The organism is Flagellimonas sp. (assembly GCF_965215805.1).
Lineage (GTDB): Bacteria > Bacteroidota > Bacteroidia > Flavobacteriales > Flavobacteriaceae > Flagellimonas.
Genome location: NZ_OZ244124.1, coordinates 2206969 through 2230971 on the forward strand (window position 1 = coordinate 2206969; position 24003 = coordinate 2230971).

General features: G+C 42.6%; 27 protein-coding genes. 2 read left to right on the forward strand and 25 right to left on the reverse strand.

The annotated features are described in order from the left end of the window. Window position 1: 1 nt before the first annotated feature. Window positions 2–1741, forward strand: coding sequence for a hypothetical protein (locus ACOOE0_RS09655; RefSeq protein ID WP_420398719.1), 1740 nt, complete (start codon window positions 2–4; stop codon window positions 1739–1741). Window positions 1742–1841: 100 nt separating this feature from the next. Here the strand turns inward: ACOOE0_RS09655 and ACOOE0_RS09660 are convergent, their stop codons facing one another. From ACOOE0_RS09660 to ACOOE0_RS09715, 12 genes are all read right to left on the reverse strand, one after another. Beyond that, window positions 1842–3200, reverse strand: coding sequence for a Gfo/Idh/MocA family protein (locus ACOOE0_RS09660; RefSeq protein ID WP_420398720.1), 1359 nt, complete (start codon window positions 3198–3200; stop codon window positions 1842–1844). Window positions 3201–3259: 59 nt separating this feature from the next. Continuing rightward, complete coding sequence (locus ACOOE0_RS09665) at window positions 3260–4138, reverse strand: FAD:protein FMN transferase (RefSeq protein WP_420398721.1); 879 nt, start codon at window positions 4136–4138, stop codon at window positions 3260–3262. A 51-nt stretch (window positions 4139–4189) separates the two neighbouring features. Beyond that, a complete protein-coding gene (locus ACOOE0_RS09670) occupies window positions 4190–4999 on the reverse strand; it encodes a phytanoyl-CoA dioxygenase family protein (RefSeq protein WP_420398722.1) in 810 nt (269 codons plus the stop codon). A gap of 8 nt (window positions 5000–5007) precedes the next feature. Continuing rightward, the gene (locus ACOOE0_RS09675; RefSeq protein ID WP_420398723.1) at window positions 5008–5514 is read right to left on the reverse strand and encodes a GNAT family N-acetyltransferase; all 507 of its coding nucleotides are present in this window, start codon (window positions 5512–5514) and stop codon (window positions 5008–5010) included. 94 nt (window positions 5515–5608) lie between these two features. Then, the gene (locus ACOOE0_RS09680; RefSeq protein WP_420398724.1) at window positions 5609–6682 is read right to left on the reverse strand and encodes a hypothetical protein; all 1074 of its coding nucleotides are present in this window, start codon (window positions 6680–6682) and stop codon (window positions 5609–5611) included. A gap of 62 nt (window positions 6683–6744) precedes the next feature. Next, window positions 6745–7542 (reverse strand): helix-turn-helix domain-containing protein, encoded by a 798-nt coding sequence (locus tag ACOOE0_RS09685; RefSeq protein ID WP_420398725.1) that lies wholly within the window; start codon window positions 7540–7542, stop codon window positions 6745–6747. Window positions 7543–7579: 37 nt separating this feature from the next. Beyond that, window positions 7580–8056 carry a DinB family protein gene (locus ACOOE0_RS09690; protein ID WP_420398726.1) on the reverse strand — a complete coding sequence of 159 codons (477 nt, stop codon included), beginning with the start codon at window positions 8054–8056 and terminating at the stop codon, window positions 7580–7582. Window positions 8057–8125: 69 nt separating this feature from the next. Next, the gene (locus tag ACOOE0_RS09695; RefSeq protein ID WP_420398727.1) at window positions 8126–8842 is read right to left on the reverse strand and encodes a VOC family protein; all 717 of its coding nucleotides are present in this window, start codon (window positions 8840–8842) and stop codon (window positions 8126–8128) included. Window positions 8843–8860: 18 nt separating this feature from the next. After that, the gene (locus ACOOE0_RS09700) at window positions 8861–9766 is read right to left on the reverse strand and encodes a sterol desaturase family protein (RefSeq protein WP_420398728.1); all 906 of its coding nucleotides are present in this window, start codon (window positions 9764–9766) and stop codon (window positions 8861–8863) included. A gap of 2 nt (window positions 9767–9768) precedes the next feature. Further along, window positions 9769–10302, reverse strand: a complete 534-nt coding sequence (locus ACOOE0_RS09705; RefSeq protein ID WP_420398729.1) for a hypothetical protein — start codon at window positions 10300–10302, stop codon at window positions 9769–9771. A 65-nt stretch (window positions 10303–10367) separates the two neighbouring features. Then, complete coding sequence (locus ACOOE0_RS09710; RefSeq protein WP_420398730.1) at window positions 10368–10931, reverse strand: Crp/Fnr family transcriptional regulator; 564 nt, start codon at window positions 10929–10931, stop codon at window positions 10368–10370. A gap of 38 nt (window positions 10932–10969) precedes the next feature. Next, window positions 10970–11188 carry a helix-turn-helix domain-containing protein gene (locus tag ACOOE0_RS09715; protein WP_420398731.1) on the reverse strand — a complete coding sequence of 73 codons (219 nt, stop codon included), beginning with the start codon at window positions 11186–11188 and terminating at the stop codon, window positions 10970–10972. A gap of 111 nt (window positions 11189–11299) precedes the next feature. Here ACOOE0_RS09715 and ACOOE0_RS09720 point away from each other — a divergent pair, with 111 nt between their 5' ends. After that, window positions 11300–11503, forward strand: a complete 204-nt coding sequence (locus tag ACOOE0_RS09720; protein WP_420398732.1) for a hypothetical protein — start codon at window positions 11300–11302, stop codon at window positions 11501–11503. A gap of 21 nt (window positions 11504–11524) precedes the next feature. Here ACOOE0_RS09720 and ACOOE0_RS09725 read toward each other — a convergent pair whose 3' ends face one another. The 13 genes from ACOOE0_RS09725 to ACOOE0_RS09785 all read right to left on the reverse strand — a co-directional run bounded on the left by ACOOE0_RS09725 (window position 11525) and on the right by ACOOE0_RS09785 (window position 23993). Next, window positions 11525–12973 carry an ATP-dependent nuclease gene (locus ACOOE0_RS09725; RefSeq protein ID WP_420398733.1) on the reverse strand — a complete coding sequence of 483 codons (1449 nt, stop codon included), beginning with the start codon at window positions 12971–12973 and terminating at the stop codon, window positions 11525–11527. A gap of 185 nt (window positions 12974–13158) precedes the next feature. Beyond that, complete coding sequence (locus ACOOE0_RS09730) at window positions 13159–13527, reverse strand: hypothetical protein (protein WP_420398734.1); 369 nt, start codon at window positions 13525–13527, stop codon at window positions 13159–13161. Window positions 13528–13609: 82 nt separating this feature from the next. Next, window positions 13610–14317 carry a hypothetical protein gene (locus ACOOE0_RS09735; protein WP_420398735.1) on the reverse strand — a complete coding sequence of 236 codons (708 nt, stop codon included), beginning with the start codon at window positions 14315–14317 and terminating at the stop codon, window positions 13610–13612. 51 nt (window positions 14318–14368) lie between these two features. Beyond that, window positions 14369–15262 carry a hypothetical protein gene (locus ACOOE0_RS09740; RefSeq protein WP_420398736.1) on the reverse strand — a complete coding sequence of 298 codons (894 nt, stop codon included), beginning with the start codon at window positions 15260–15262 and terminating at the stop codon, window positions 14369–14371. Between the two features lie 158 nt (window positions 15263–15420). Then, window positions 15421–15819, reverse strand: coding sequence for a hypothetical protein (locus tag ACOOE0_RS09745; protein WP_420398737.1), 399 nt, complete (start codon window positions 15817–15819; stop codon window positions 15421–15423). Window positions 15820–15837: 18 nt separating this feature from the next. Then, window positions 15838–16407 carry a cysteine hydrolase family protein gene (locus ACOOE0_RS09750; RefSeq protein ID WP_420398738.1) on the reverse strand — a complete coding sequence of 190 codons (570 nt, stop codon included), beginning with the start codon at window positions 16405–16407 and terminating at the stop codon, window positions 15838–15840. A gap of 162 nt (window positions 16408–16569) precedes the next feature. After that, window positions 16570–16986 carry a VOC family protein gene (locus tag ACOOE0_RS09755; RefSeq protein WP_420398739.1) on the reverse strand — a complete coding sequence of 139 codons (417 nt, stop codon included), beginning with the start codon at window positions 16984–16986 and terminating at the stop codon, window positions 16570–16572. 46 nt (window positions 16987–17032) lie between these two features. Further along, complete coding sequence (locus tag ACOOE0_RS09760) at window positions 17033–17479, reverse strand: AraC family transcriptional regulator (protein WP_420398740.1); 447 nt, start codon at window positions 17477–17479, stop codon at window positions 17033–17035. Between the two features lie 81 nt (window positions 17480–17560). Then, a complete protein-coding gene (locus ACOOE0_RS09765) occupies window positions 17561–18949 on the reverse strand; it encodes an amidohydrolase family protein (protein ID WP_420398741.1) in 1389 nt (462 codons plus the stop codon). Between the two features lie 72 nt (window positions 18950–19021). Further along, window positions 19022–20788, reverse strand: coding sequence for an arylsulfatase (locus tag ACOOE0_RS09770; protein WP_420398742.1), 1767 nt, complete (start codon window positions 20786–20788; stop codon window positions 19022–19024). A 52-nt stretch (window positions 20789–20840) separates the two neighbouring features. Next, the gene (locus tag ACOOE0_RS09775) at window positions 20841–21665 is read right to left on the reverse strand and encodes a thymidylate synthase (RefSeq protein WP_420398743.1); all 825 of its coding nucleotides are present in this window, start codon (window positions 21663–21665) and stop codon (window positions 20841–20843) included. Window positions 21666–21888: 223 nt separating this feature from the next. Beyond that, a complete protein-coding gene (locus ACOOE0_RS09780; protein ID WP_420398744.1) occupies window positions 21889–23352 on the reverse strand; it encodes a NupC/NupG family nucleoside CNT transporter in 1464 nt (487 codons plus the stop codon). An 8-nt stretch (window positions 23353–23360) separates the two neighbouring features. Then, complete coding sequence (locus ACOOE0_RS09785; protein ID WP_420398745.1) at window positions 23361–23993, reverse strand: bifunctional nuclease domain-containing protein; 633 nt, start codon at window positions 23991–23993, stop codon at window positions 23361–23363. Window positions 23994–24003: the final 10 nt, after the last annotated feature.

Here is a 24003-nt window from a genome sequence, read left to right on the forward strand (position 1 = left end):
AATGAGCAACTTAAAATCTATTTGGACTCTTGTGGCCATCCTGGTTCTAGCCGCAGGATGTAGCAATGATTCCGACGATGAACCTATTGTACTGGAAGCGGGAACACTTTCAGGCGGACCTTTTACCATCACTGTTGATGGTACTCCGGATATGATTTCCGGAATTACTTTGGATGACAGCAATGTGGTTGGTAGTAACCGCACCTATGTCATTACGGACGACTCAAGAAATATTTTGGGCCTACCACCAGACTTGGCAGCCCTTGGAGGTGTGGATTTCGACGCAGCTGGAGTAGGTACTTGCTTTGTTTACCATTTGGTGTATGAGGCGGGACTTACTGGATTGGAGCCAGGGATGAATTTGGACGGTCTTTCTGGGGATCACGATTTATCCAATGCCATTACCGTGACGCGCAACGGCCTTAATGCGGGGACGCTTTCGGGAGGACCTTTTACCATTTTGGTGGATGGTACACCGGACATGATTTCAGGGATTAGTTTGGATGACTCGGAATTGACCGGCACAAACCAGGGCTACGTAATTACCGATGATCAAAGAAATATCCTGGGATTACCTCCTACAATTGAAGCCGTGGAAGGCGTGGATTTTGATGGCGCAGGTACAGGTGTTTGCTTTATCTACCATATAACTTATGAAGATGGGCTTACAGGATTGGAAGCTGGAATGAACCTTGACGATTTTAGCGGAACATATGCCCTTTCCAATTCCATTATGGTAACCCGAAACGGTCTGAATGCAGGTTCCATTGACGGCGGTCCTTATACCATTTTGGTGGATGGAACCCCGGATATGGTGAGCGGAATTACCTTGGATGATTCAGAATTGACAGGTTCCATGCAAGGCTGGGTGATTACCGATAATGAAAACAACATCCTTGGTTTACCTCCAACCTTGGAAGCGGTGGAAGGTGTTGATTTTGATGCCGCAGGTGTTGGGACTTGCTTGATCTGGCACATTACCTATGAAGAAGGCCTGGTGAACTTGGAAGCTGGTTACAATGTTTCTGATTTGGAAGGATTCTATGCCTTGTCCAACTCCATAACCGTAAACAGGAATGGACTGAATGCCGGTTCCATTGCTGGTGGTCCTTTTACCATTTTGGTGGATGGAACTCCTGATATGGTTGGCGGAATTACCTTGGATGATTCAGAATTGACGGGCTCCAAACAAGGATGGGTTATCACGGATGATGCCAACAATATTCTAGGTCTGCCACCTACCTTGGAGGCTGTTGAAGGAGTGGACTTTGACGGTGCCGGTGTTGGAACTTGCCTAATCTGGCATATAACCTATGAAGAAGGATTGATGAACCTTACAACGGGCTATAATGTTTCTGACTTGGAAGGTTTCTATGCTCTGTCCAATTCCATTACGGTAACCAGAAACGGACTCAATGCAGGAACCCTTTCTGGCGGCCCCTTCACTTTTGATGTGGATGGTACTCCTGATATGGTAAGTGGAATTACCTTGGATGACTCAGAACTCACGGGAACAAATCAAACCTATGTGATCACGGATGATGCCAACAACATTTTGGGACTTCCACCAACCTTGGAAGCAGTTGAAGGTGTTGACTTTGATGCCGCAGGAACTGGAGTTTGCTACATCTGGCATGCAACCTATGAAGATGGACTTGTAGGGTTGGAAGCAGGAAAAAATGTTGCTGACCTGGACGGGTTTTATGCCCTATCCAACGGTATTTCGGTGACAAGAAACTGATTTTTGAAAAAGAAAATTATTTGCTTTACTTGTTTCCAAAAAGGCGCCCAGACGAAAGTCTGGGCGTTTTTCCTTTGCTAGAAAAGTCCATGGAATACTGTTATACTTCGTATTCCTCCACTTCAATCTTAATACGATTCCCTCCAGCGTTAATGGCTTCATGGATCTTGTAGATACATACCTCGGATTTGTATGAGGTGATGGCATCGTAGTTCAATTTTTCCTCTTCCCTCACGGATTCGATGAAGTTGTACAAGTGGGCCGTATGACTTGCTAAATTGTACACTTTGTCCATATCTTTCATTTCATGGATGTCGTAACTGATTTGTGGTGCAGTTTCCTTGATACCGGAATCACCAGATTCCTTTTCCTTGTATTTCTGCATATCCGCTAGGTTGGAGATATACCCAGCATCAATATATTCCTGCCACTGTTTGGCTTCCACTCTTGATTCACGGAAAATCTTATTGTCCTTCCCTTGGGAAATAATAAAGGCTCCATCGTCCCCTATAAACCGTTCATAAACTCCAATCGCCCTGGAGTTGGAGATGTTCTCATAAATACCAATGGCAGGTCCTTTTGGGGTATCGTATTCCAAAATAGTGGCCATGGTATCTGCCTGTTCAAAATTGAAATAGGAGTTGTTCCCAGTGGCATATACCGTATGCGGATAAGAGCCAAAGAACCAGTTAAAAATATCTATTTGGTGTGATCCCAAGTCAGATACAACCCCACCACCCAACTTTTTATAATTACGCCAATTGTAGACCTGATCTACGGTGTCAAAACCGTATTGCTTGAGTTTGTTGAGATTAAGGTTGTCTTTTTTATTGGGTTGCTGGGTCCAAATTTGGGACCTGTTCCATTGACCAACCGCATGGGTCAACCTACCAAACATTTGCTCCTTTTCCAACAAAATTTGATGGGTAAAGCGGTAGCGATCATCACTTCTACGTTGACGTCCAATTTGAAGCAACTTTCCCGTTCTTTTCATGGCTTCTGCCATTTTTCGGGCATCCTCCATATTGTTGGACATGGCTTTTTCACAGTATACGTGAATTCCCGCTTCCAAGGCGTCCACTGCATGTTGCATATGCCAGAAATCAGGGGTGGTTAAAACTACGGCATCCAATTTTTCCTTTTCCAACATGTCATAGAAATTCTCGTATGCCTTTACCTTGGTTCCGTATTGTTCATTGAACCGATTCTTGGCATTTTCACGACGACTTTCCACGATATCGCATACCGCTACCAAATTGGCACTCGGTATTTTGGGAATATTCCTGAAAATGACACCGCCCCCACGGCCTCCACAGCCAACAACACCAACATTTACCTTATCACCAACTTTGAGTGGGTTGGCGGTAATGCTAAAAGGGTTGGCGAGCATCAGCCCAGTTCCGAATAGGGTAGAGGTTTTAATAAAATTTCGTCTGTCCGTTTTGTTAGAAGTACTCATGCAAATTAAGATAGTTTAGTTCAGTTCGATTGCGGCTAGCTGCCCAAATGTACATTATTTCAATCAATGGAAAAGAGCTTTCCATCTTGGCTATAGACCACCCAGGCTATTTCCGCTACATTTTTAACAATATTTTCAATTTCGTTAACGGAATGTAGATATAGTCCAGTGGAAAATGCATCGGAATATGCAGCCATTTTGCAAGCCACCCAGATACGATCAAACTCAGAAACCCCTGTGTTTTTCCCCGTTCTTGGGTCAAAAATATGGTTGCCTTGATGAAAAGTACCAGAGGCACTGACCGCTATATCACCTAATGACAAGTTTTTTTGTTCTTCAGAAGAAGCCAAGGAGTGGCTCCAATGTTCGGCATCTTGTGGAGCACCCTGGGTGAGCAATGTGCTGTCTCCTGCGCTAATGCAATAATTTTCAACATCCATTTCCCGAAGTAACAAGGCCAGTTGATCTAAGGCGTAGCCTTTTCCTATTCCCCCAAGATCAAAAAGCATCCCTGGTTGGATGCAATAGAAATAGGGTTTTTCGGGATCAACATAAAGGCTTGCTCTCAATTTTTCTTCCTGGGCTTTTTCCAATGCATTGGCCATTTCAAACTCGTTAAGGATACCCTCTTTGGCTGCCCGAAAGATATTCATGTGTTCTGCAACTCCAATATCAAAAGTGCTTTGGGTCCATTGCTGTACTTGAATGGCTTGTTTGATCACGTCCCAGGTCTCGTGCTCCAATGCCAACTGTGCATCAGCCTTGAGTTTGTTGATGCGACTGATGTCACTACCGGCCACAAACCGGCTAAGGATTTCCTCTAACTCATCCAAGCGTTGGAAACAACGTTGGGCAACATTTTGGGCGTAATCTGCTTCTTCCCCAGAAATGGTAAGAAGAAAGCGGGTGGCCATGGCCTGGTGTTCAAAATTGTGCATGGAATATGACCAAATTTTAAGGAGCTAAAGGTACTTAAATCAAGGAAACGATTACCGTTCAAACAATATCGGATTTAAGTGGGAGTCGATGACCTTGCCGATTTCCACCCCTGGACACCAGGTTTCCCAATCGTTGATCTGGCCATCGTTTTCCGGTTTTTTGAGAAGCATGTCCTTATCCATGTAAATGGAGGTCATCACTTTTCTTGTTTGGTTGGTGGTATTGGGACCCGCACGGTGGAAAATCCACCCAGAATGAAAACTGACCTCGCCAACATCAAAAGGTTCGGAAATTTTGGGACAATCCGTAACACGGAGCTTTTCTCCAATCAAGTTTTCGCTTTCGTCGCTAATGGACAAATCCCTTCCCGTCAATATTTCCTGACTTCCCGCTGCAAATTCCAAAGGGCCCATTTCCGAAGGAACAGCCTGAAGTGGAATCCAAACGGTAATGACCCTGTCGGTAGATAACGGCCAATAGTATTGATCCGCATGCCAAGGAGTAATTCCACCACCACCTTCTTTAAATAATGCCTGATCGTGATACATGCGAACCCCATCCACTTCCATAAGATCCGCCGCTAATTGCGCCAGTCGTTTGCTAAACATCAATTCTTTAATTTGGACATCTTGCGTCCATAAATTAAAAATCTGCAAAAAGGCCTTGCCATAGGTGTCTCGGTCTTTGAGTTTCTTGGTTTGGGTATTGAGCTTATCCACTTTAGCAGATATTACCCTATTAAAATGCGCCACCACTTCCGGCGTAAGTACTTCCTTGATTTTGATAAAGGCATTTTTACGGTAAAAGTCAATTTGCGATTGGGAGAGTTGAAAAGGTCGTTGTAGGATATCGAAATGCATAGGGAATGTTATGAGGATTTGTAAAGTCGGTATTCGTCCACTTCCAATTTTTTGGCAGTTCCCATAGGGTAGTGGTCGGCCAATTGTAGGCCTAAGTTTTCTATAAGTTTAATGCTTTTGGCGTTACGGTTGTCCACAGGATATTTTATATAATCTACCTCCAAATTGGATATGCCCCAATCCAAAACAAACTGAACTACTTTTCGTCCAATTCCTTGACCTTGGGCCTCTTTTTTGATCCATAAGCCAAAATGGGGCTGCTTGGAAGGAATGGAATGGATGCCGCAGCAACCTGCAAATTTACCTTGCTGCAGAATGACCCAGACCAAATCTTTGCCTTGATCCATTTGGGTAATGGAATGTTCCACAAAGGCCCTGGTCTCATCTAGATGACTTGGGGGTTCATCCAACGGCAGATATTGGATAACATCATGATCAAATGCATCAAACATTTGCGGGATATAATCCAGATGGATAGGAGTTAGGCGGATGTCTTCACTGATTTGATGTTCCATTTCCAAAAGTGTTGGGCAAAGGCCATCAATTGCCACTTCGCCAAAACCTAAGGTAGTGGATCTATTTGAAAAATTATTTGTCTCGCTTGTTTTACTATGGATTTAGAACAGTTTCCGCAGTTGCGCCCTGTCTTTTCAATAATTTGGAGTGTTTCTTCAATAGTTGCCAAGCGACATTATTGATTTTCTTAACGCCTACCTTTTCCCATTTTTCCTGGGAGGCCTCAAAATTGGATTTAAACAGTTTTTGGGACAAGTCCCGGATAACACAATAATTGGCGACTTGGTGACCGTTTTCACTTTCCTTGTTGGCATTTTTGGCAAAAAAGGCAATCAACTCGAAGAGGGTGTCTTGAGCCAAATTTAACTCGGTAAGTTTTGCTCGATATTCCAAATCGGCGGACTTTAAATCAGGCCATAATTTCTTGTCCGCGTAATGTCGGGCCTCATGCGTCAAGTAGCTGATTTTGAAATTTTCGCTGCTTATGTCGTAGGCTTTTTTCACACAATAAATACCTTCCTCTTCCGTCCATCCCCCAGGATGATGGGCACCCAAGGTGGCGTACTCCATCCAGCCCAATGTGGCAAAGTCTTCCAAAAAATATACGGTTACTTCTTGTATTTCACCTTTACCTAAATCCACCTTGTAGACTTTTGGGGTTTGTTTTTTCCAGATCATTAAATCTATAAGCCGACCATGATAGGTGACTTCATCTGTTGTGAATAGGCCTTTCGAGCGGATATAATCCCGCAGAAAATAGCCCAAACTGTCTCGGGTCACTTTTTTGCCCCGAACAGGCGGATAGTTTTTCATCAGGAAAGGTACAACACCTCCTCCCAATTCCCGCTCAAAGTTCCCACTAGTATTAAGAAGGGATTTTCGCCAATAGTTTTTGAAGTGGGAAATCAAGGTTTCTATTTCCGATTCGGGGTTTGTTGCACCCATATCGGATTCACCTTTGAACCGGGCTTCAAAATCGGTTTTAAATTTTTGGTCTTTGGCATTCAATCCGTCTGCTTCCAACAAAGGGAAAATAGGGGTAACATCAGTATCCATACCATAGGCATAGATTTCATTGTAAGGAAGGGTGTTCTTTTTCTGTTGCGCCATGGCTCCGGTAAAAAGGAGCGCCAGAAGGGCACAAAGGGTTCTATTTCTTTTAGACATGTTTCGAGATTTGATTGATAACACAAAAATCAACCTCAATCAGAACAAGAAATTGTACCAGATTAACTATTTAAGACTTTCCGGAAGCGATTGGGTGAAATCCCATAGGCCATTTTAAACGACCGGATAAAATGCGCATCGTCAAAAAAACCATTAGCGAAAGAAACATCCGAGATGCACTGCTGGGTACTGGACAACAAATACACCGCATTGTGCAACTTCGATTTCAATTGGAACTCTCCTATCGTCATACCTTTTTCGGCCTTAAAGGCGCGGGCCATATATACGGGATGCACATGAATGCGTTCCGACAGCGAAGCCAAGGAATGAAATTGTGTCAGTTCATGTTTTAAAATGCGCTCTAGTTTTTCTACCCAAGATTTAGAATGAGCTTTAGCTTGATTCGGGCTAATGGTACACAGCCAATCCAAGATCAATTCCGTGCTGAGGTCGGCATCGTAATCAATTTTAAAGTTCAGCAGCAGTTTGTAGAGGGAAGGGAAGGCGGTTTTATTGAAATGTATGTGTGTGTTGGGTAGATCTACCTCCCAATCCAACTGTTCTTGCCAACCTTTTTTGAATTCGATATTGAAACAAGTGGCGGAATCCTCCAAAAAGGTGTTTTGATGACACCACGAAGTAGGCCGAAACAGCACATCTGAAGCTTGCACCAATTGGGTTGAGTCGTTGATGCACTCCAAATAACTGCCCGAAGTGAGCACGCTGATATAGCTGTTGTCGTGATAATGATCCTCCAAGACACTATCCGGGGAATAGGCGGTTAAGCTGAGCTTAAAGAGCTCGTTTTCCCGAGCATCCAGGTATTCGCCAAAATAGTTGCCTTCCTTTAGGTTGAGCATATTATTGCTACTTTTTATTGCTTATAAGTAGAAAAGTTTAGGCATCTGTTACAGCAATCATCTTTTTAAGCATGGATATTTGCCCCAGATGATAATACGTATGTTCGATGATGCCTTCTATATTTCGCAGATAAGTTCCGTACTTCTCGTCTACAAAAGGCTTATCCAGAATGCTATCTGGTAGTTTGGCCACTTCTTGGACAAAGATTTCGGAATTTGCCAGAAACTCGTTCACCAACTTTTCCCAGTCGGCCTGTGAATTGATGGGCGGAAGATCAAAACTGTATTTATCCCGAATCTCAAGTGCACCGCCTTGGAACACTACTATCAATCCCGCCAAATAATAATTGATATGAAAGGTGAGCGCCGCTATCGTGTTGAGGTTTCCCACCTTCTGCGTGGCCTCCTCCCAGTTGAGATTTTCCAGTTGCGTCTTGCAATTGGTGTTGGCCACCCAACGGCCATCCAACAATACTTCTTGCAATCTGCTGGCGAGTTCTTTGGTTCTTTCCATCCTCGGTTTCTTGCTGAATTTGGTTTCCGCCTACCAAAGTACATTTTTCAAGACCAAAAAGAAACTACATTAGATTCCCTGAATGTAAAAAAACGCCTCCCCAGAATTGTCCGTCATCAAAATTCGGAAGTCCTCCTCCGAGACCAGGGTTCCACCCAGACTTTGAATTTTATCCCTTGTTTTAGCTAGATTTTCCACCCCAAAGCTGCAGACCCAATATTCATATTTGCCTTTATCATCGTTGGAGATTTCCATCAGGTCGGCGATGTGTTCGCCCTCACTGTTCCAGATATGATAGGCCCCATAACCTTGCTCCTCGAACCGCCAGTCAAAAATGCCCTCATAAAAGGGGATTACCTTGGCTGCGTTGGACACATGGAGTTCGTTCCAAATGAGGGTGCCGGGCTCGTTCAAGGTTCGTGTGTGGGTGAGGTTTTCGCCTTCGTATACGGTAAAGCCTGACCCTTGAGGGTCACGGATCAAGGCCACCTTGCCCAAGGCGCTTTCATCCACCACTTCGATGATGCCGCCGAGCTCCCGAGCCTTTTCCACAGTCTGTTCCACACTGTTCACCTGAATGTAGGACATCCAAAAATGGGGCATCCGCATTTGTTTGAATTTTTCCGGGGTTTCATACAGGCCACAGATCTCTTGTTCGCCTTTATAGGCCGAGTAGTAACCATCGGACTCGTAATACGTCCACCCAAAAACAGCTTCATAGAACGGCATGGTCTCTTTGGGCGTGTAGGTAGAAAGGTCGGCGAATATAAAATTGTTCGGTTTCATCTGTCTTGAAATTAAAAATTATTTGGGCAGTTCATCTACGTTGGCTTCTTTGGGCATCCAATCTGGGGGTTTTACAAAGGCCAGCAATTTGTTGGAAAGGCCCTTGATCTGCCCCAATTTTTTCACAAAGCGACTAATGCCATGGAAAAACACCACAATGGGGTTCACGCTGTTTATGGGTTGCGAAATACCATAGACCACCTTTTCCTTTTCAGGCTCAAAAGTGCCCAGCATACGATCCCAAATGATCAATATTCCGGCATAGTTCTTATCCCAATACTGCCGGTTAGAGCCGTGGTGCACCCGGTGGTGCGAGGGTGTATTAAAGATAAACTCAATGGGTTTGGTGAGCTTGCCAATGATCTCTGTGTGCAACAGGGTCTGAAAGACCTGCACAAAGACTTCGGACAGCAATACCAGAATGGGATCAAAGCCCAACATTACGATCGGAAGTGAAAACACAACGGGCATAATGGCATCCAGCGGCCCAAAACGGTAGGCGACCGACATATTAAAATGGGGCGAGCTGTGGTGCACGGTATGGGTGGCCCATCCAATGCCGATCCTGTGCATGGTGCGGTGCTCCCAGTAATAGGCAAAATCGGCCAGGAGTACGCAGCAGATCACCGTGGCCCAATTGAGCTCCAAATGCGGCAGACTTATGTTATTATAGACCCAATAGTACACCTTGGTAATGGCCAGGATGCCCAAAATGATCTCGATCAAAAAGAAGGCACCAAAGGTGATTACGTTGGCAATACTGTCCAGCACCAAATCCTTGTCCAGCCTTTTTAGGTAGGCGTAGCGTATCAGCTCCAGTACAAAAAAGGGTATGATGATATAGAGCAGACTCAGGTCGTTGAAGATGTAGAACCAATATTGTACATCCAACCATTCCAGTTTTTTGGCTAAAAAATTAATCATGCTTATTGTCTTTTCCAGGTTTCAACATCGCCATAACCGTAGTAGTCATAGCTTAGGGTAAAGCTGTTTTCGTCCACTAGGGCGATCTTGCAGTCCACTTTGTATTGCTCCCCTTCATAATCTATACTGTAGATGCCCTTGCCCTTGGAGCCATTAAATTTGGTAATGGTCAGGGTTTTGGTGCCCTCGGCCTTTTCGGCATAGCCGTTTTCATCCTGGTATTGATGGGTATAGGCGTTGAACACCTTGCCCTCTTTTTTGATATTGTAGATGATGGCCCCTTTAAAATCCTCGGTATTGTAGGCCACCTTCCATTGGCCGATGAGGTCGTCGGTCTCTGGGTTATTGGCCGTGTTGGCTTCCGATTTTTCGGTTGGATTTTCAGCTTTGGGCTGTTGCTCGGACGCAGCGTTGGTTTCGGTGGTGGGGGTAGGGGAGTCGTCGCTCGTATCTATTCCAAAGGAGAACAAATGGGCCAGTCCGGCCAGGAAGATGATGATTCCCAAACTCCTAAAAACTAAGGTCGAATTTTTCATGTTTAACTATTTTGGTCAAAAGTAGGGGGGCTTTTTTTGGGTTCTTTTGACCTAGATCAAAAAAATCACTTTTGGGCGCGAATACGGCTCAAGGTCTCTTGGGTAACGCCCAAAAAGGAGGCGATCAGCCCCAATTTTACCCGAAGCTCCAACTGTGGGAAGCTCTGCTTTAGCAATTGGTACTTTTCCTTGGCGGATAGGAAAGACCATCCTTTGGAAAACTCGTCCAAAAAGGCCAGCATTTCCTCGGCCAGCAAACGGGCAAAGTTGCCAAAGGCCGGAAAATCGGCAATAAGTTTTTGGTAGTTGGAGTAACTGATGCGGTACAGCACGCAGGCCTCCAGACATTCCACCTCCTCAAAACTGGGCTTTTGGGCATAGAAACTGTACCAGGCAGTAACAAATTGGTTTTCGGTATAGAACCATGAGGTAATGGGCTTGCCGTTGTGGTGGTAATAGGTGTGGAGGGCGCCTTTTTCTATAAACCAAAGGTGGCTGGCGCGGCTGTTTTCCAGCAATATTTTATCGCCTTTTTGGGTTTCCACCACCTCAAAACAGGATTGGATGGCCTCTTTAAGGGGCACACTTACATAGGCACGGGTGGAAATGGACTGTAAGAGGTTTTGCATGTGGGTGCGGAATGGTGACGGGTTAAAGGTAGGAAAGTCTAAAAATTGAAAAGCTCTTTAAGCTCAAGTTCAAGCGCAGTTGCAATCGCATAAAGCGTGTAGGTGTTCGCAGAAACCTTGTGATTTTCTATCAGTTCGATGTGTTGTTTGTCCTTATTGCATAGTCTGCCCAATTCAGCTTGAGAAATGCCTTTTTCTTTCCTCAATTGCTTGATTCTAGCACCTATTTTTTTGGATAATTCCTGTTTCGACAACATCTAAAAGTTCCTAGCAAAACAAATTTGGATAGATTAAGCCGATACAGGGTCATAACAAATTATGACTTTTGATGATAAAACGATATATTTAGGTCATAATATAATATGACGATGAAGATTACTGATAAAATAAACTTAACCGAAGAATTAACGGAGTTGATTGAAGATGGCTATGGCGGCTCCGCCGAATTCACCAAAATTCTAGATCTAGGGATTGAAATGCTGTTTTATGTGGAGCAAGAAGCCTTTACCCAGCGGGAAGTTCAACAAGTGGTTTCCGCCCTAAAAGGAATTATTGGGGTTTTGAGGGGGTGAAATGGCTATTCAATGCTATAGTTAGTCGTATTTCAACTTCCTTAAGATGTTAATTGATTTTTTCAATTGAGCTTCTGTGAATTTCCTATTCAATGTGTTTTCTGGATGATGTATTGAATGTCTAATATATTTTGGAAGAGATACCTTATGTGTTGCATTATTCCTGGAATCAATCCATTGTCTGTCCTGGTCAAGTCCTTGAAGTTTTGCACTATCTATTTCTTCTAAATACCCATATAGTTCGTTGTGGTAGTCGGTCGTTGGAATTTCGAATACTTCAAAATTTACCTCAGAATAAGAACTTGAAGTTCTTTGAATTTTTTCAACTTTAGTTTTTTCATTTTTTTCTTTGAAAACTTTGAAGTTCCTGTTCAGATTACTTTTATCAATTAAGTAATTTGAATGTGTTGCATAAAGAACAATTGTTGAATTTTGATTAGATGTTATTTTGTTTAGTTCTTTTATCAAATTTAATTGTGCTTGAGGATGTAAATGAGTTTCTGGTTCATCAATTAATAGAATCTTACTATTAAGAGATTCCGTTTTATCATCTGCTGAAATTGTTAAGAGGAAGCTTATAAACTGCTTGAAACCATCCGATCTTTGGGACGTCGTTTTAGCCTTGTAATGAACGTCCGTATCTTCTATCAACAGCGATATTTTGTCACTATCTATTTCAAAAAGAATCGAAATCGGATGATTTTCCCAAATTGTATTAATGTGTTCCGTTACTTTTCTGCTAAGTAAGGATTCTAAATTTCTTATTCGGGCATGACTTGTCAAACTAGCAATAGCTTTGGCAATATCTTTTGTTGCCCGTATTCCAGCAAGTTTAAAACAGTTTAGCAAAGGAATTGACGCGCTACTAGGATTTGTAGAAAATTCTGTTAGACTAATTTCGTCTAAAATCAAATACTTAGAAGTTGACTCCCAAAAGACTACTGCGTGTGAATAACCATAAAAAAATGAAGAATGATACTTTCTTAAAAAAGTGGTAATGTTGAGATCATCTTCGGTGCTATCTTTTCCTTTTTTGATAATAGTTGAATCATCATTCGTAAATCCTTGGAAAATTTCTGTTTTGAAACTTATATGTTCGATTATTTCTCTCTCAGTTTCGGTATCATTGGAGTGGACTACATTAATCTTTACTTCTGTTGCAATTATTTTTTTGGAAATTTCTTTGGGACATTTGTTTTCTTTGACCAATTGTTCTCGTAGCGCCTTTATGACACTTTCATCAATTGAATAATGAAAGATTATTTCTACATTCTTAGTTTCGTCAAAATAGTCTTCAGGATAGCTCAAACCTTCTTCATCAAACAAAGAAATTGCCCTGAGGATACTACTTTTTCCAGACTCGTTTATTCCAAATAGACAATAAGTGTAATTGTTACCGATTTTTTTTAAATCCAAAACAACATGCTCAACGCTTTTGAAGTTTTTGATTTCAATTTGATTTAACCTCATTTAGAAAATATGTTTTTCAGTTTTGCATGAATATTGTTTCTGCAGAACTGAAATATATGGAGAATGATACTAAAAGTAAATAAAAGCACTAGTTTTTGTGGCTGTTCTGCTACAGATTTTGGTTTTAAGAGGAGGTGTTGGGGTTTTGAGAGACGCTGTTACGGACTAGTGCAATACACTGCCTCTCAATTTTTGTTGACGTTGGATTCAATTGTTATGTCCTTTAACTCCCAATTTTTACTTTTAAAATCAAGCTTTTCGGGAACTGGTCTTATGGAAAGGTCAAATAGCTGACCAAGTACAAAATTGCACTGGCAGTAATATTCCTTGTTACCCTGTGTGATTTTTACAGAGGCCAATTTAAACTCTTCGGTTCTCCCAAATCGGAATTTCTCCGGGACATCACCAAAATTCTGCGGATAAAATTCGGTAACATGGCTTTTGGGGTAGGTAATTCTTTTTTTGAGGGGTAGGAGCTTGATTTGCTCAACAAGAGCAGACGCTTTGGGTGCTTCCAATTGTTCTATGACAAAATCAAGTACCTTTTTTTCCATAGGAAAAAGGTCTGATTTTTTGGTTTTTGGTATCCTCTTTTTAAATAACATTATTACAAAGCTTTAGGCAATCTGACCAGAATTATTTTTTCCATTGATCCATCCCATAATCCATATCGCCCCGTAGTTCTACATCCACAATTTGGTCTCCATAGCCCACAAAATCGTTGAACAAGGCCATGTTCACGGTGCAGTTTTCTTTGTCCAAATGGTATACCTCCAGTCCATTAATTATGCTTTGCCCTATAGAAAAAGGCACCAAGCGATACCCTTTGAACTGCTCCTTTATTTTTTCTTCAACCGCCTCAAAATGGGTTTTAAAATCATCCACGGGAGATACAATAATCTCCTTAACATTCTCCACTTGATAGGGCATGGTCTCGTCCTCATACGACAGTTGGGTCTTTTCAACCCCATAGATCTGAAAATAGTTCCCCAACAGGCTCACCGAAAAATGGAGTTCCTTGGAATTGGAACGATTGCCTTCATTTTTCCAATCCAGTATCAGATATGCGCTGTAACTGGGTGCTTGCCCGAAGGTGGTTCCAAAAGCCTTTTTTCCAAGTTCTGCACCCAACTTTTTGGTAAAGGAGACCCAATTGCTTTTCCAGGTCTTTTCATCGTGAATGTTTTCCACGAGCAAACGCTCTAACTTCTTAAAACCTGAGTACTCCCTGTGAATCCCTTCGCCATAATTTTTTGGGATACCAATAGGATAGTATTTTTGAATGGTCTGGTACAAGTGCCAGAAATCATAGGCTTTGGAATCAAATGAAAAGGTGTGGGTCATGGAGTACCTGATTTCAGAATGGTCTTATTTGGACTAATCGCGCCGTTTTATTTATAAATTAAACTTTGTTTTTACCTTTTGCCACAATGAATTGCTATCGCTTTTGCGACCATTTTTCATTCTTAAATTTGTTAGCGGAACATTCACGTTACACTTATTTTTTTCCAAGTCGGAATAATAGCTGTCTTGATATAATTTTAGGTTGTCCCAGTTAGAGAAACCTTGATAATCTTTTGATGAAAAGTATCTTCTGTCAACTTCTAATTGTCCGACCTTTTCAAATTTCGTTTCTGCTTTTTTAAAATATTGGGCAAAATACCAGCTTATTTTTTCTTTCGGCCTGAAGTCAGTTTTGCCGAACTGTTCCAAACCAAATAAAACCTGCGCATTTTCAAAGTCCTCTTTATTGGGTTTCTCTGTTTTTTTAATATTGGTGACTGCGATTAAATTCAACCCAAATTCTGTTTCTTTTTCTGATTCAAGAACAAATGCGCCACAGTAATCGGCATCACTCAATTTAAAGACTAGACAATCACCTTTTTCGAAGATGGCGCCTCTTAATTTCTTAGATTTTGGTTTCCTTGCGGTTTTCTTTTCGGTAGATATTTTTTCAAGGAAATTATTTAATACTTTTTGCCTTTTTGTTAAATCGGATTTAGATGCTTCAAGTTCCTTCCATAATTCGATGTCATTTCCCGATTCAACCATATGCTTTATCCGATTGTAGATTTTAGGGTCGAGCGCTTTGCATTCCCATTGAGATTTGGCAATTGTAATCCAGAAATTATTCTGATCCTCATAAGAGTCAATCAAATCCTTGTTTTCATTGATCAATTTTTCGGTGATTTCTGACACCTTCATTCCTTGATTGTATAGTTCAAAGAATTCGTAGTTAATGTCTTCGTATACATCGTTAGAAGAAATACCTGTTCCCCAAGTTCCCATAAGCGATTTTAAATATTTTTAGGCTAGTTTATAAGATTGAAAATACAGCTTTATAAACCCAATTAGGGTTAAACAAAGAAAATAAACATTGTTGCAATAATAAACCTAAAGATAAACCCATAGGTTTTGGTTTTACTGGGAGTGTTGGGTTTTTGAATTTAGTCTATTAATGTTTCCCGCAAGGTCGCCAAGAGGTTCAAAACCTTTTCATCGTTTAAATTATGAACTCTGTATTCCCGAAATACATTTTTTCCCTGTCTCATGATAACCTCATACTCAAATCCATCAGTAAGATTGTTTACCTTTTCAATTCTGATTTCCTTTTGATCATCCCTTAGTCCATGTTCAACAGATCTTGAAATTATCAAAGTATGCATGGACGTTCCAAGTCTAAAGTTTTTTGATTCACCTGAATTTTTCAATTCTTGAATGAATTCCAGAATAGGCACAACAAATTTAAACCCTGTATGGTTCTTCAATAAATTGCGGTAGAAAGTCTCGGTGTTGTTCCACGAATTTTCGAAACGTTTAATTATTTCTTCAGTTCTTTTATCCATATCTAAACAGTCGCCTTGTTAAGGGTTTTGACTATTCCCAAAGATAGATTCGCTGATTTTTTCAAAATCTTCTACCCGAATATTCCCTTGAGTGGGAATCATGTTTTGCCATACCCAATTGTAGTGTTCAATCACCTTTTGGGCTGGTAAATGGGGTCGGTCTCCCGTGGTATGCCCATCGGACATCACGGTAATTTTGTAATCCTTGGCCAAGGCAGATTGTACGGTGGCCTCCACACAAAAGTCGGTAGCGCAACCTGTGATCAGCAGTTCCTGGGTTCCCCAAGCCGTCAATAACTCTTGCAGTTTGGATCTATAGAAGACATCGTTGGCGTATTTGTCCAGCAAGGTGTCTTGGGGTTCGGTTTGGATTTCATCCAACAATTCCCAATCCCAGTTGTTTTTTTCAAACTCGCCCGTTCCGGTGCCGTCGTGCTGTATGATCACCACGGGCCAACCGTTCTCGCGAAACAGCGCTGCCAACGTGTTGATACGGGCTACCACGCCCTCGGTATCAAAACGCGGCGTTTTGGGCGTAAAAGAGCCTTTTTGCATATCGATGACGAGTAGGGCTTTGGTGGGTTTCACAGGGTTATTGTTGGATTTTATGATCGGTTAAACGGGTTTTGTCTTTGGAACCATCACGTGGAGGGAACACCTTTCAAGTTCTAATAGGCAATTTAAGCAAAGAAGAGAATTCCCGCTATGGAAATTCCCTTGTAAATAAAATAATACCTGTAAAACTATTTTCTATTCATCCTTTTTTTCGACCAGAGAAAACCAATTTCCCGAGTCGTCCACAAAAAGGGCTTCGTAGGCATAAAATTCCTTGGTGGGCTCTTTCTTAAAAACAACCCCTTTGGCCATTAGTTCCTCATAGGTGGCGCGGAGATTATCGCACTCAAAAACCCCAAAACCAAAGGTTCCCTTTTTTACCAAGGCTTTCATTTGTTCCGCTGCCCCGTCTTTGAACATCATGCCATCCTCAATGGGCATTAATGAAATTTCCAGATCGGGTTGTTCGGATGGGCAAACCGTTAACCAGCGCATGCCTGGCCCCATGGGCGCATCGGTATGTACTTTGCATCCCAGCTTGTTTACATAAAAGTCCAAGGCGCTGTCCTGGTTAAGGACAAATACACTAACGTGATTTAATCTTGTGATCATTGTTTAGATTTTTAAATGGTGAGCATCAAAGCTCCTCAACAATAATCTAACGGACTTCTTGAAAATTGCTATTCTCTGACCAACCTTTGGCCTGGGCAAAGCAGTTTGGAATAAATTTTAGGGGTTTTTCGGCAATCTCCTCCTTTCGCTGTAGCTGCTGTGTTTGGTATGCTTTAGGCGTTAAGCCAACCGCTCTTTTAAAAAGCCCTGTGAACGAGCTTGGACTATCGAACCCAACGGCAAAGCAGGTTTCCGTGATGGGAGTTCCCTTTTTTAAGTGCTCTTTGGCTTCTTGCACCCGTACCGAAGTGAGGTATTTATGTGGGGTCTTCCCGTAAATTTTCGTGAATAGCCTAATAAAATGGAACTTGGAAAAATGGGACTCGTCTGAGATATTGTCCAAATCGATTTTATCCTGAAAATTGTTGTCGATGAACAATTTGGCCTGAACAATTCGCTTGTACAAGTATATTTTGGGATAGGCAGTTTCCATTTTAAGAAGCCAATCAATTGAGATGCTGCTGTAAATTACAGTTTTATATGGCTATTTGGGACAGAAAATGGAAAGTTTGTGCTAATGTTTTGAATAATCCATCAATTGGTTCAGCTCTTCTTTGTTTAGATACTGACCTCTTCGCACCAATCCGTATATGGCAAGGGTATTTTCAATATTTTCAAGTGGGTTCTTGTCCAACACCAAGATGTTGGCGAGCTTTCCTTCCTCTATAGTTCCCAAATCTGTTTCTCGACCGATAAATATCGCAGGATTCAAGGTGGCCGTTTGCAAGGCCTCGAGTTCGGTAAAACCACCCTCCACAAAAAGTTGTAACTCATCGTGTAATGAGAAACCTGGATAAATATGTGGATTGCTGGTGTCCGTACCCGCTAGAAATTTAGACCCGTTGTCCAGCATGGGTTTAACATAGGATAGGTTGAGGTTGAAGGAGGCTATTTCTGCCTCCGCCCAAGATTCATTGGCGGCCAAATAGCTGGGTGTTCCTTCTTCCGTAACATCGCCAAACCAATAATCTTGCTCTTTTTTGGGGATGTATTTTAATCTCGAGTCATTTTTATTTAGGGAATCCTGTTCCTTGGTAAGAATAAAAGATTTTAGATTGACCAAGGTTGGGCAAAACCAGGTGTTTTTCGTCTTAGTGATTTGAAGCACATTATCTTTTAAGGTACTATCGTATGCTTTTAAAAAAGCCTTTACATAGGCATTGTAATCCATGTCCATAAAACCACTTTGGAACATCTTTGGGTCGGGAAGAGCGTGTTCCAATCCCAAACTATGCTCAATGCTCTTTTGGCCTGCTTGAATGGCTTCTTCGGTGGTTACATGTAATGGGACATGACCTGCAAAGGGCAGGCCCAAGCGATTACACTCTGCTGCAATGGCATTGAAGGTTTTAAGATCCAGGAAATTATACACCTTCACAAAATCATAACCTTTTTTATGATATTCCCGTACCAATTGGCGACCTTCTTCTGGATTTTTAGCTACTCGTGCACCTGGCCAGGTTTCACCTGGGCCATCCGTAATGGGGCTGGAATATAAAAATTCGAAACCTTTGTAAAATCCATCAATTCGGTTCTTGTTGATGTCCTCCATGCGTTCAGGTCCACCATGCATAATACGAAGCCCTGTTACACCCAAAGCGGTGTACATGTTCGGAACCCAATCATAATCCACAATGTGGGCATGCATATCCCAAAGCCCTGGTATCACAAATTTGTCTGAAGCATCGATATACCCATTTTTTGATTTTAAATTTTGGTCATGAGGGGTTATTCTGAAAATTCGATCTTCTTTGATCCAAATGTCGCTATGTTCTTTGATAGATCCTGTCCCTACGTTGATGATGTGGCAATTGGAAAGGATTATGGCATCTACGGAAGTCTCTATTTGACAGGAAGCCAATAAAAGACATAGACCAACAAAAGTGCATTTGAGGTATGACATCACTTGTAAAGTTAAGCCATCTTTTGTTCTCACCAAGGAAGACCGTTTTGTGTTCAGGTATCAGTAAATGGATTAGTCCAGCTTCTCCAACTCTACCCAAAAAGGCATAATGTGTTTGCGATCCACCGCGTAGTGAGCCAATAATTCACAGTCCATGTTTGGGAGGTATACGTTTTTTAATTCCAATACATCCACATTGTCTTGGGTATTCACTTGCTGTTTTACCATGGTGTTGGTTTCCAAATAGAGTCGGCCACCTGCTTTTAAGGGCTTTACAAACTTCATGCGAATATCATAACGTCCTTCTTCAACACTCACCTTCCATGTGCCATAGATTTCTTCTTGATCCCAGATACCACGTTCTCCTCCAGCATCGTTGCGGTTTAGGAAAATGGGATTTTCAGCTTTGCTCCCCACAACAATTCGGGGTTGATTTACCAAATTTTCGGAGTTGATCAGTTCATTATACAAACCGTCTAGCTCCACTTTAAGGGCTGTGGCCTTCGCTTTGTCTTCCAAAACCAAGTTGTTTTGCTCGTAGGGGTCGGTTTTAAGATTAAACAGTTCAAAATCCTCAAGGGCGGCGTTGTAATTGGTCTTTCCCACCAATTTGTAGCCATCTTTTTGCAACGCCATATTGTAGTAGAGTTCGGGATAGCGGCGCGTCCAGTAAAAAAACAGGGAACGGTCTTCCCAATCCACCGTTTTGCCCTGAATCAGGGGCAACAGGCTTTTACCATCAATTTTTCGGTCTTGGGGCAATTCCACTTTACACAGTTCAGCTAGAGTGGGCAGCACATCAATATGGGCGCTCATGGTCTCAATGTCCTTGTTTTGGGCAAATGCCGCTGGATACTTTACATAAAAGGGTACCCGCACCCCGCCTTGGTACACATTGCCCTTTCGGCCTCGCATCCCCGCCACATAGCGACGCTGCTGCGGGCCATTGTCCGTCATAAAAACCACAAGGGTGTTTTTGGAGATCTTTAGCTCGTCCAATTTTTTAAAGAGCTTGCCCAGATTATCGTCAATATTGGTGACCATGGCATAGATTTTTCGGGCATCTTCCTTGTCCTTTTCACTCATTTCCGGGAAAGGGCGGTCGTCTCCGTCAAATCCCGAGGCCGGGTCTATGTCCTTGTACTTTTGGTAATATTCATCGGGTACCTGAAGCGGGGTATGCGGTGCATTAAAGGAGAGGTAACAAAAGAAGGGCGATGTCTTATTGTTCTCAATAAATTGAATGGCCTGATCCGTAAAAATATCCGAGCAATAGCCCTCATAGACCTCTTGTTGGTTGTTGTGCCAAAGCACGGGATCAAAATAGCTGGTATCCCCTTTAAAATAGGTGGTGATATCGCCCACCTGTCCCATACCGCCAGAAAGGTGGATCACGGATTCGTCAAATCCTTGGTCGCTGGGTCGGCTGGGGTAGTTGTCGCCCAAATGCCATTTACCAAATACGCCTGTGGTGTAACCACCCTGTTTGAGCATTTCGGCAATGGTCACCTCATTGGAGGCCATGATGGCGCCACCGTTATAGGTATCGCGCACGCCCGTACGTAATGAGTATCGGCCTGTCATAAGGCTGGAGCGGGTAGGGGCACATACCGGGGACACATAAAAGTTGTTGAATCGGATACTTTCGGTAGCCAATTGGTCAATGACCGGGGTCTGTACATGCGGGTTTCCGGTAATGCCCAAATCGCCATAACCTTGATCATCCGTAATGATCACAATCACATTGGGACGTTCTTGTCCTTGGGCAAATAGTGGTACGACGAACGGGGACAAGCAGCAGAGTGCCAGTCCAAGTGCTTTTTTAAAGTTGATTTTCATTTTAAAGGTTGGTTTGGATGGTACTTGCTTTTATGTGATGTCCTAGCTTTTACTACACCGCCACAACACCTTTGATGTGGGGATGTGGGTCGTAGTTCAGCAGTTCAAAATCGTCAAATGTAAAATCGAAGATGTTTTTAACCGCTGGGTTCAATTTCATGGTGGGCAAAGGCCGTGGTTCACGGCTTAGTTGCAGCTCCACTTGCTCTCGGTGGTTATTGTAAATATGGGTGTCCCCAAAGGTGTGAATAAAATCGCCGGGCTCATAACCACATACCTGGGCCATCATCATGGTAAACAAAGCATAGGAAGCGATATTAAAGGGAACTCCTAAAAAGACATCTGCACTACGCTGGTACAATTGGCAGGACAATTTTCCATCTGCTACGTAAAACTGGAAAAAAGCATGGCAGGGGGGAAGGGCGGCCTTACCGTTGGCCACATTCTCACCAAACGACACGGATGTGTCCGGCAACACGCTGGGGTTCCAAGCAGATACCAACATCCTACGACTGTTTGGGTTGGTTTTTAGGGTTTCGATCACCTCTTTTATCTGATCGATTTCCTCACTGTTCCAGTTCCGCCATTGGTGTCCGTAGACTGGGCCTAAATCGCCATTATCATCCGCCCACTCGTTCCAGATGCGTACTCCATTTTCTTGTAAGTAGCCCACATTGGTATCGCCCTTTAAAAACCACAACAACTCATGGATTATGGATTTTAGGTGCAATTTTTTGGTAGTCACCATAGGGAAGCCTTCGGAAAGGTCAAACCGCATTTGATAGCCAAAAACACTAACGGTTCCTGTTCCTGTGCGGTCTCCTTTGGCATTTCCTTCGGTAAGTACGTGTTTGAGTAAGTCGTGGTATTGTTTCATAGTGGGGTTAAAGTTAAGGGGTAAAGGGGAAAGGGTAAAAGGTAAAGGGCGGGAGTTTTGAGCAATTTTATTAACCGTAATTCAATTAACAATTAACAATTAACAATTGTCAGTTGTGGGAAATCTCATTTCTAAAGACTGACCTCTGACATCTGTATTTATTGATAGAGTTAGGAGGAATTAATTAATATGTAAATGTGGCAATGCGAAAAATGAATGCCAATTAGCCCAAAATCATCCCAGCAATCGTAGCTGAAAGCAGTGAGGCCAAAGACCCACCCAACACGGCACGCATTCCAAATTCGGAAAGGGTTTTGCGTTGACCAGGAGCCAAGGAACCGATACCTCCAATTTGGATGCCGATGGAAGCAAAATTGGCAAATCCGCAGAGCATGTAAGTAGCCATGATCACGGATTTGTTGTAAGTGAAATGAAGATTGTTGGTCATGGTCTTCAATTCGGCAAGTTGGATATAGCCCACAAATTCACTGGCTGCCAATTTGATACCCAAAAGTTGTCCCATGAGCATAATGTCCTCGTTGGCTACGCCAATCAACCACATTAGCGGAGCGAAGATGGTCCCGAGAATGGCTTCCAAAGAGAAGCTGTCATAAGGCGAGTTCGCTGCGATCCAATTGTTGAAAGTGGTCAAGTCGCCAACCCAGCCCAAAATACCATTGATCATGGCAATAAAGGCCACAAAGACCAAAAGCATGGCCCCAACATTCATGGCAAGCTTTAATCCTTCGGTAGTTCCATTTGAAATGGCATCTAAAATATTGGCGCCAATTTTTTCCGAGGAAACATGAACATCGGTATTGACTTTCTCCGTTTGCGGATATAAAATTTTAGAAACCACAATAGCCCCTGGAGCTGCCATTACGGATGCGGCCAAAAGGTGTTTGGCAAAAATCAAGCGTAAGGCTGGGTCATCTCCACCTAAGAATCCAATGTAAGCTGCCAATACCGCACCAGCTACAGTTGCCATTCCCCCAATCATGACCAGCAGAATCTCAGACTTGTTCATTTTTTCCAAATAGGCTTTGATCAGCAAGGGTGCTTCGGTCTGACCTAAAAAGATGTTTCCGGCGATGGAAAGACTTTCCGCTCCTGATATTCCCAAGGATTTGGATAACAACCATGCCAATGCCCGAACTACTTTTTGGATGATTCCCAAATAAAATAGAACTGATGTTAAGGCCGAAAAGAAAATAATAGTCGGCAATACCTGAAATGCAAATATGAACCCAAAGGTATCCATATCTACTACCAATCCTTCAAACAGAAACTTACTGCCAACTCTGGTGAAATCCAAAATACTGACAAATACTTCCCCAATTTTTTCAAAAATTAGCTGGATAAATGGCACTTTGAGTACTCCAATGGCAATGAGTAATTGCAATCCCAATCCAATCCCGACCGTTCTCCAATTGATAGCACGCCGGTTAGCGCTGAAAAGAAACGAAATCAAGATCAAAACCACCATACCCAAGGCGCCGCGCCACAACGAGTTTATGGTGAACCCTTGGTTGGGCACCAATTGGGGCGTTTCCTTGGGGCTAATGTCATCAATTATGGTGGTATCAATGGCCGCATTGATGGAATCCGCAGGAAGCAAATCCTGGCCCAAAGCAACGGTACTTGTAAAACATAATAGGGCAAGGAAAATCTTGATGGATTTTGGCATGCAGTATTTTATTTACGTTTGGAGATTTCGTCCCGAAGTTTGGCAGCCTTTTCGTAGTCTTCATTGGCCACTGCCTTGTCCAGTTCTTTATGGAGTTCTTCCAAGGTCATTTCACGATAGCCTTGGGAAGATGCACCGGATTCGATTTCCACGGTTTCGCCCTCCTGCAATATCTCGTCTACCACAATGCTGTCGTCCTCCTCGTTTTCCTCACTTTCCTTGGAGGAGAACTTCAAATAGATTCCAGCCTTGTCCAAAATGGTCTTGTACGTAAAAATGGGAGCGTCAAACCGAAGGGCCAACGCTATGGCATCACTGGTACGCGCATCCACAATTTCCTCCACTTTATCGCGCTCGCATATAATACTGGAATAGAACACCCCATCCACCAATTTATGGATAATGACCTGTTTGACCACAATCTCAAATCTGTCCGCAAAATTCTTGAACAAATCGTGGGTAAGGGGTCTTGGAGGTTTTATTTCCTTTTCCAACGCAATGGCTATGGACTGGGCTTCAAAGGCACCAATGACAATGGGGAGCTTTCTATCCCCTTCAACTTCATTCAAAATAAGGGCATACGCGCCATTTTGGGTTTGGCTGTAGGATATCCCCTTTATTTTCAAACGTACTAAGCTCATATATTCTTCC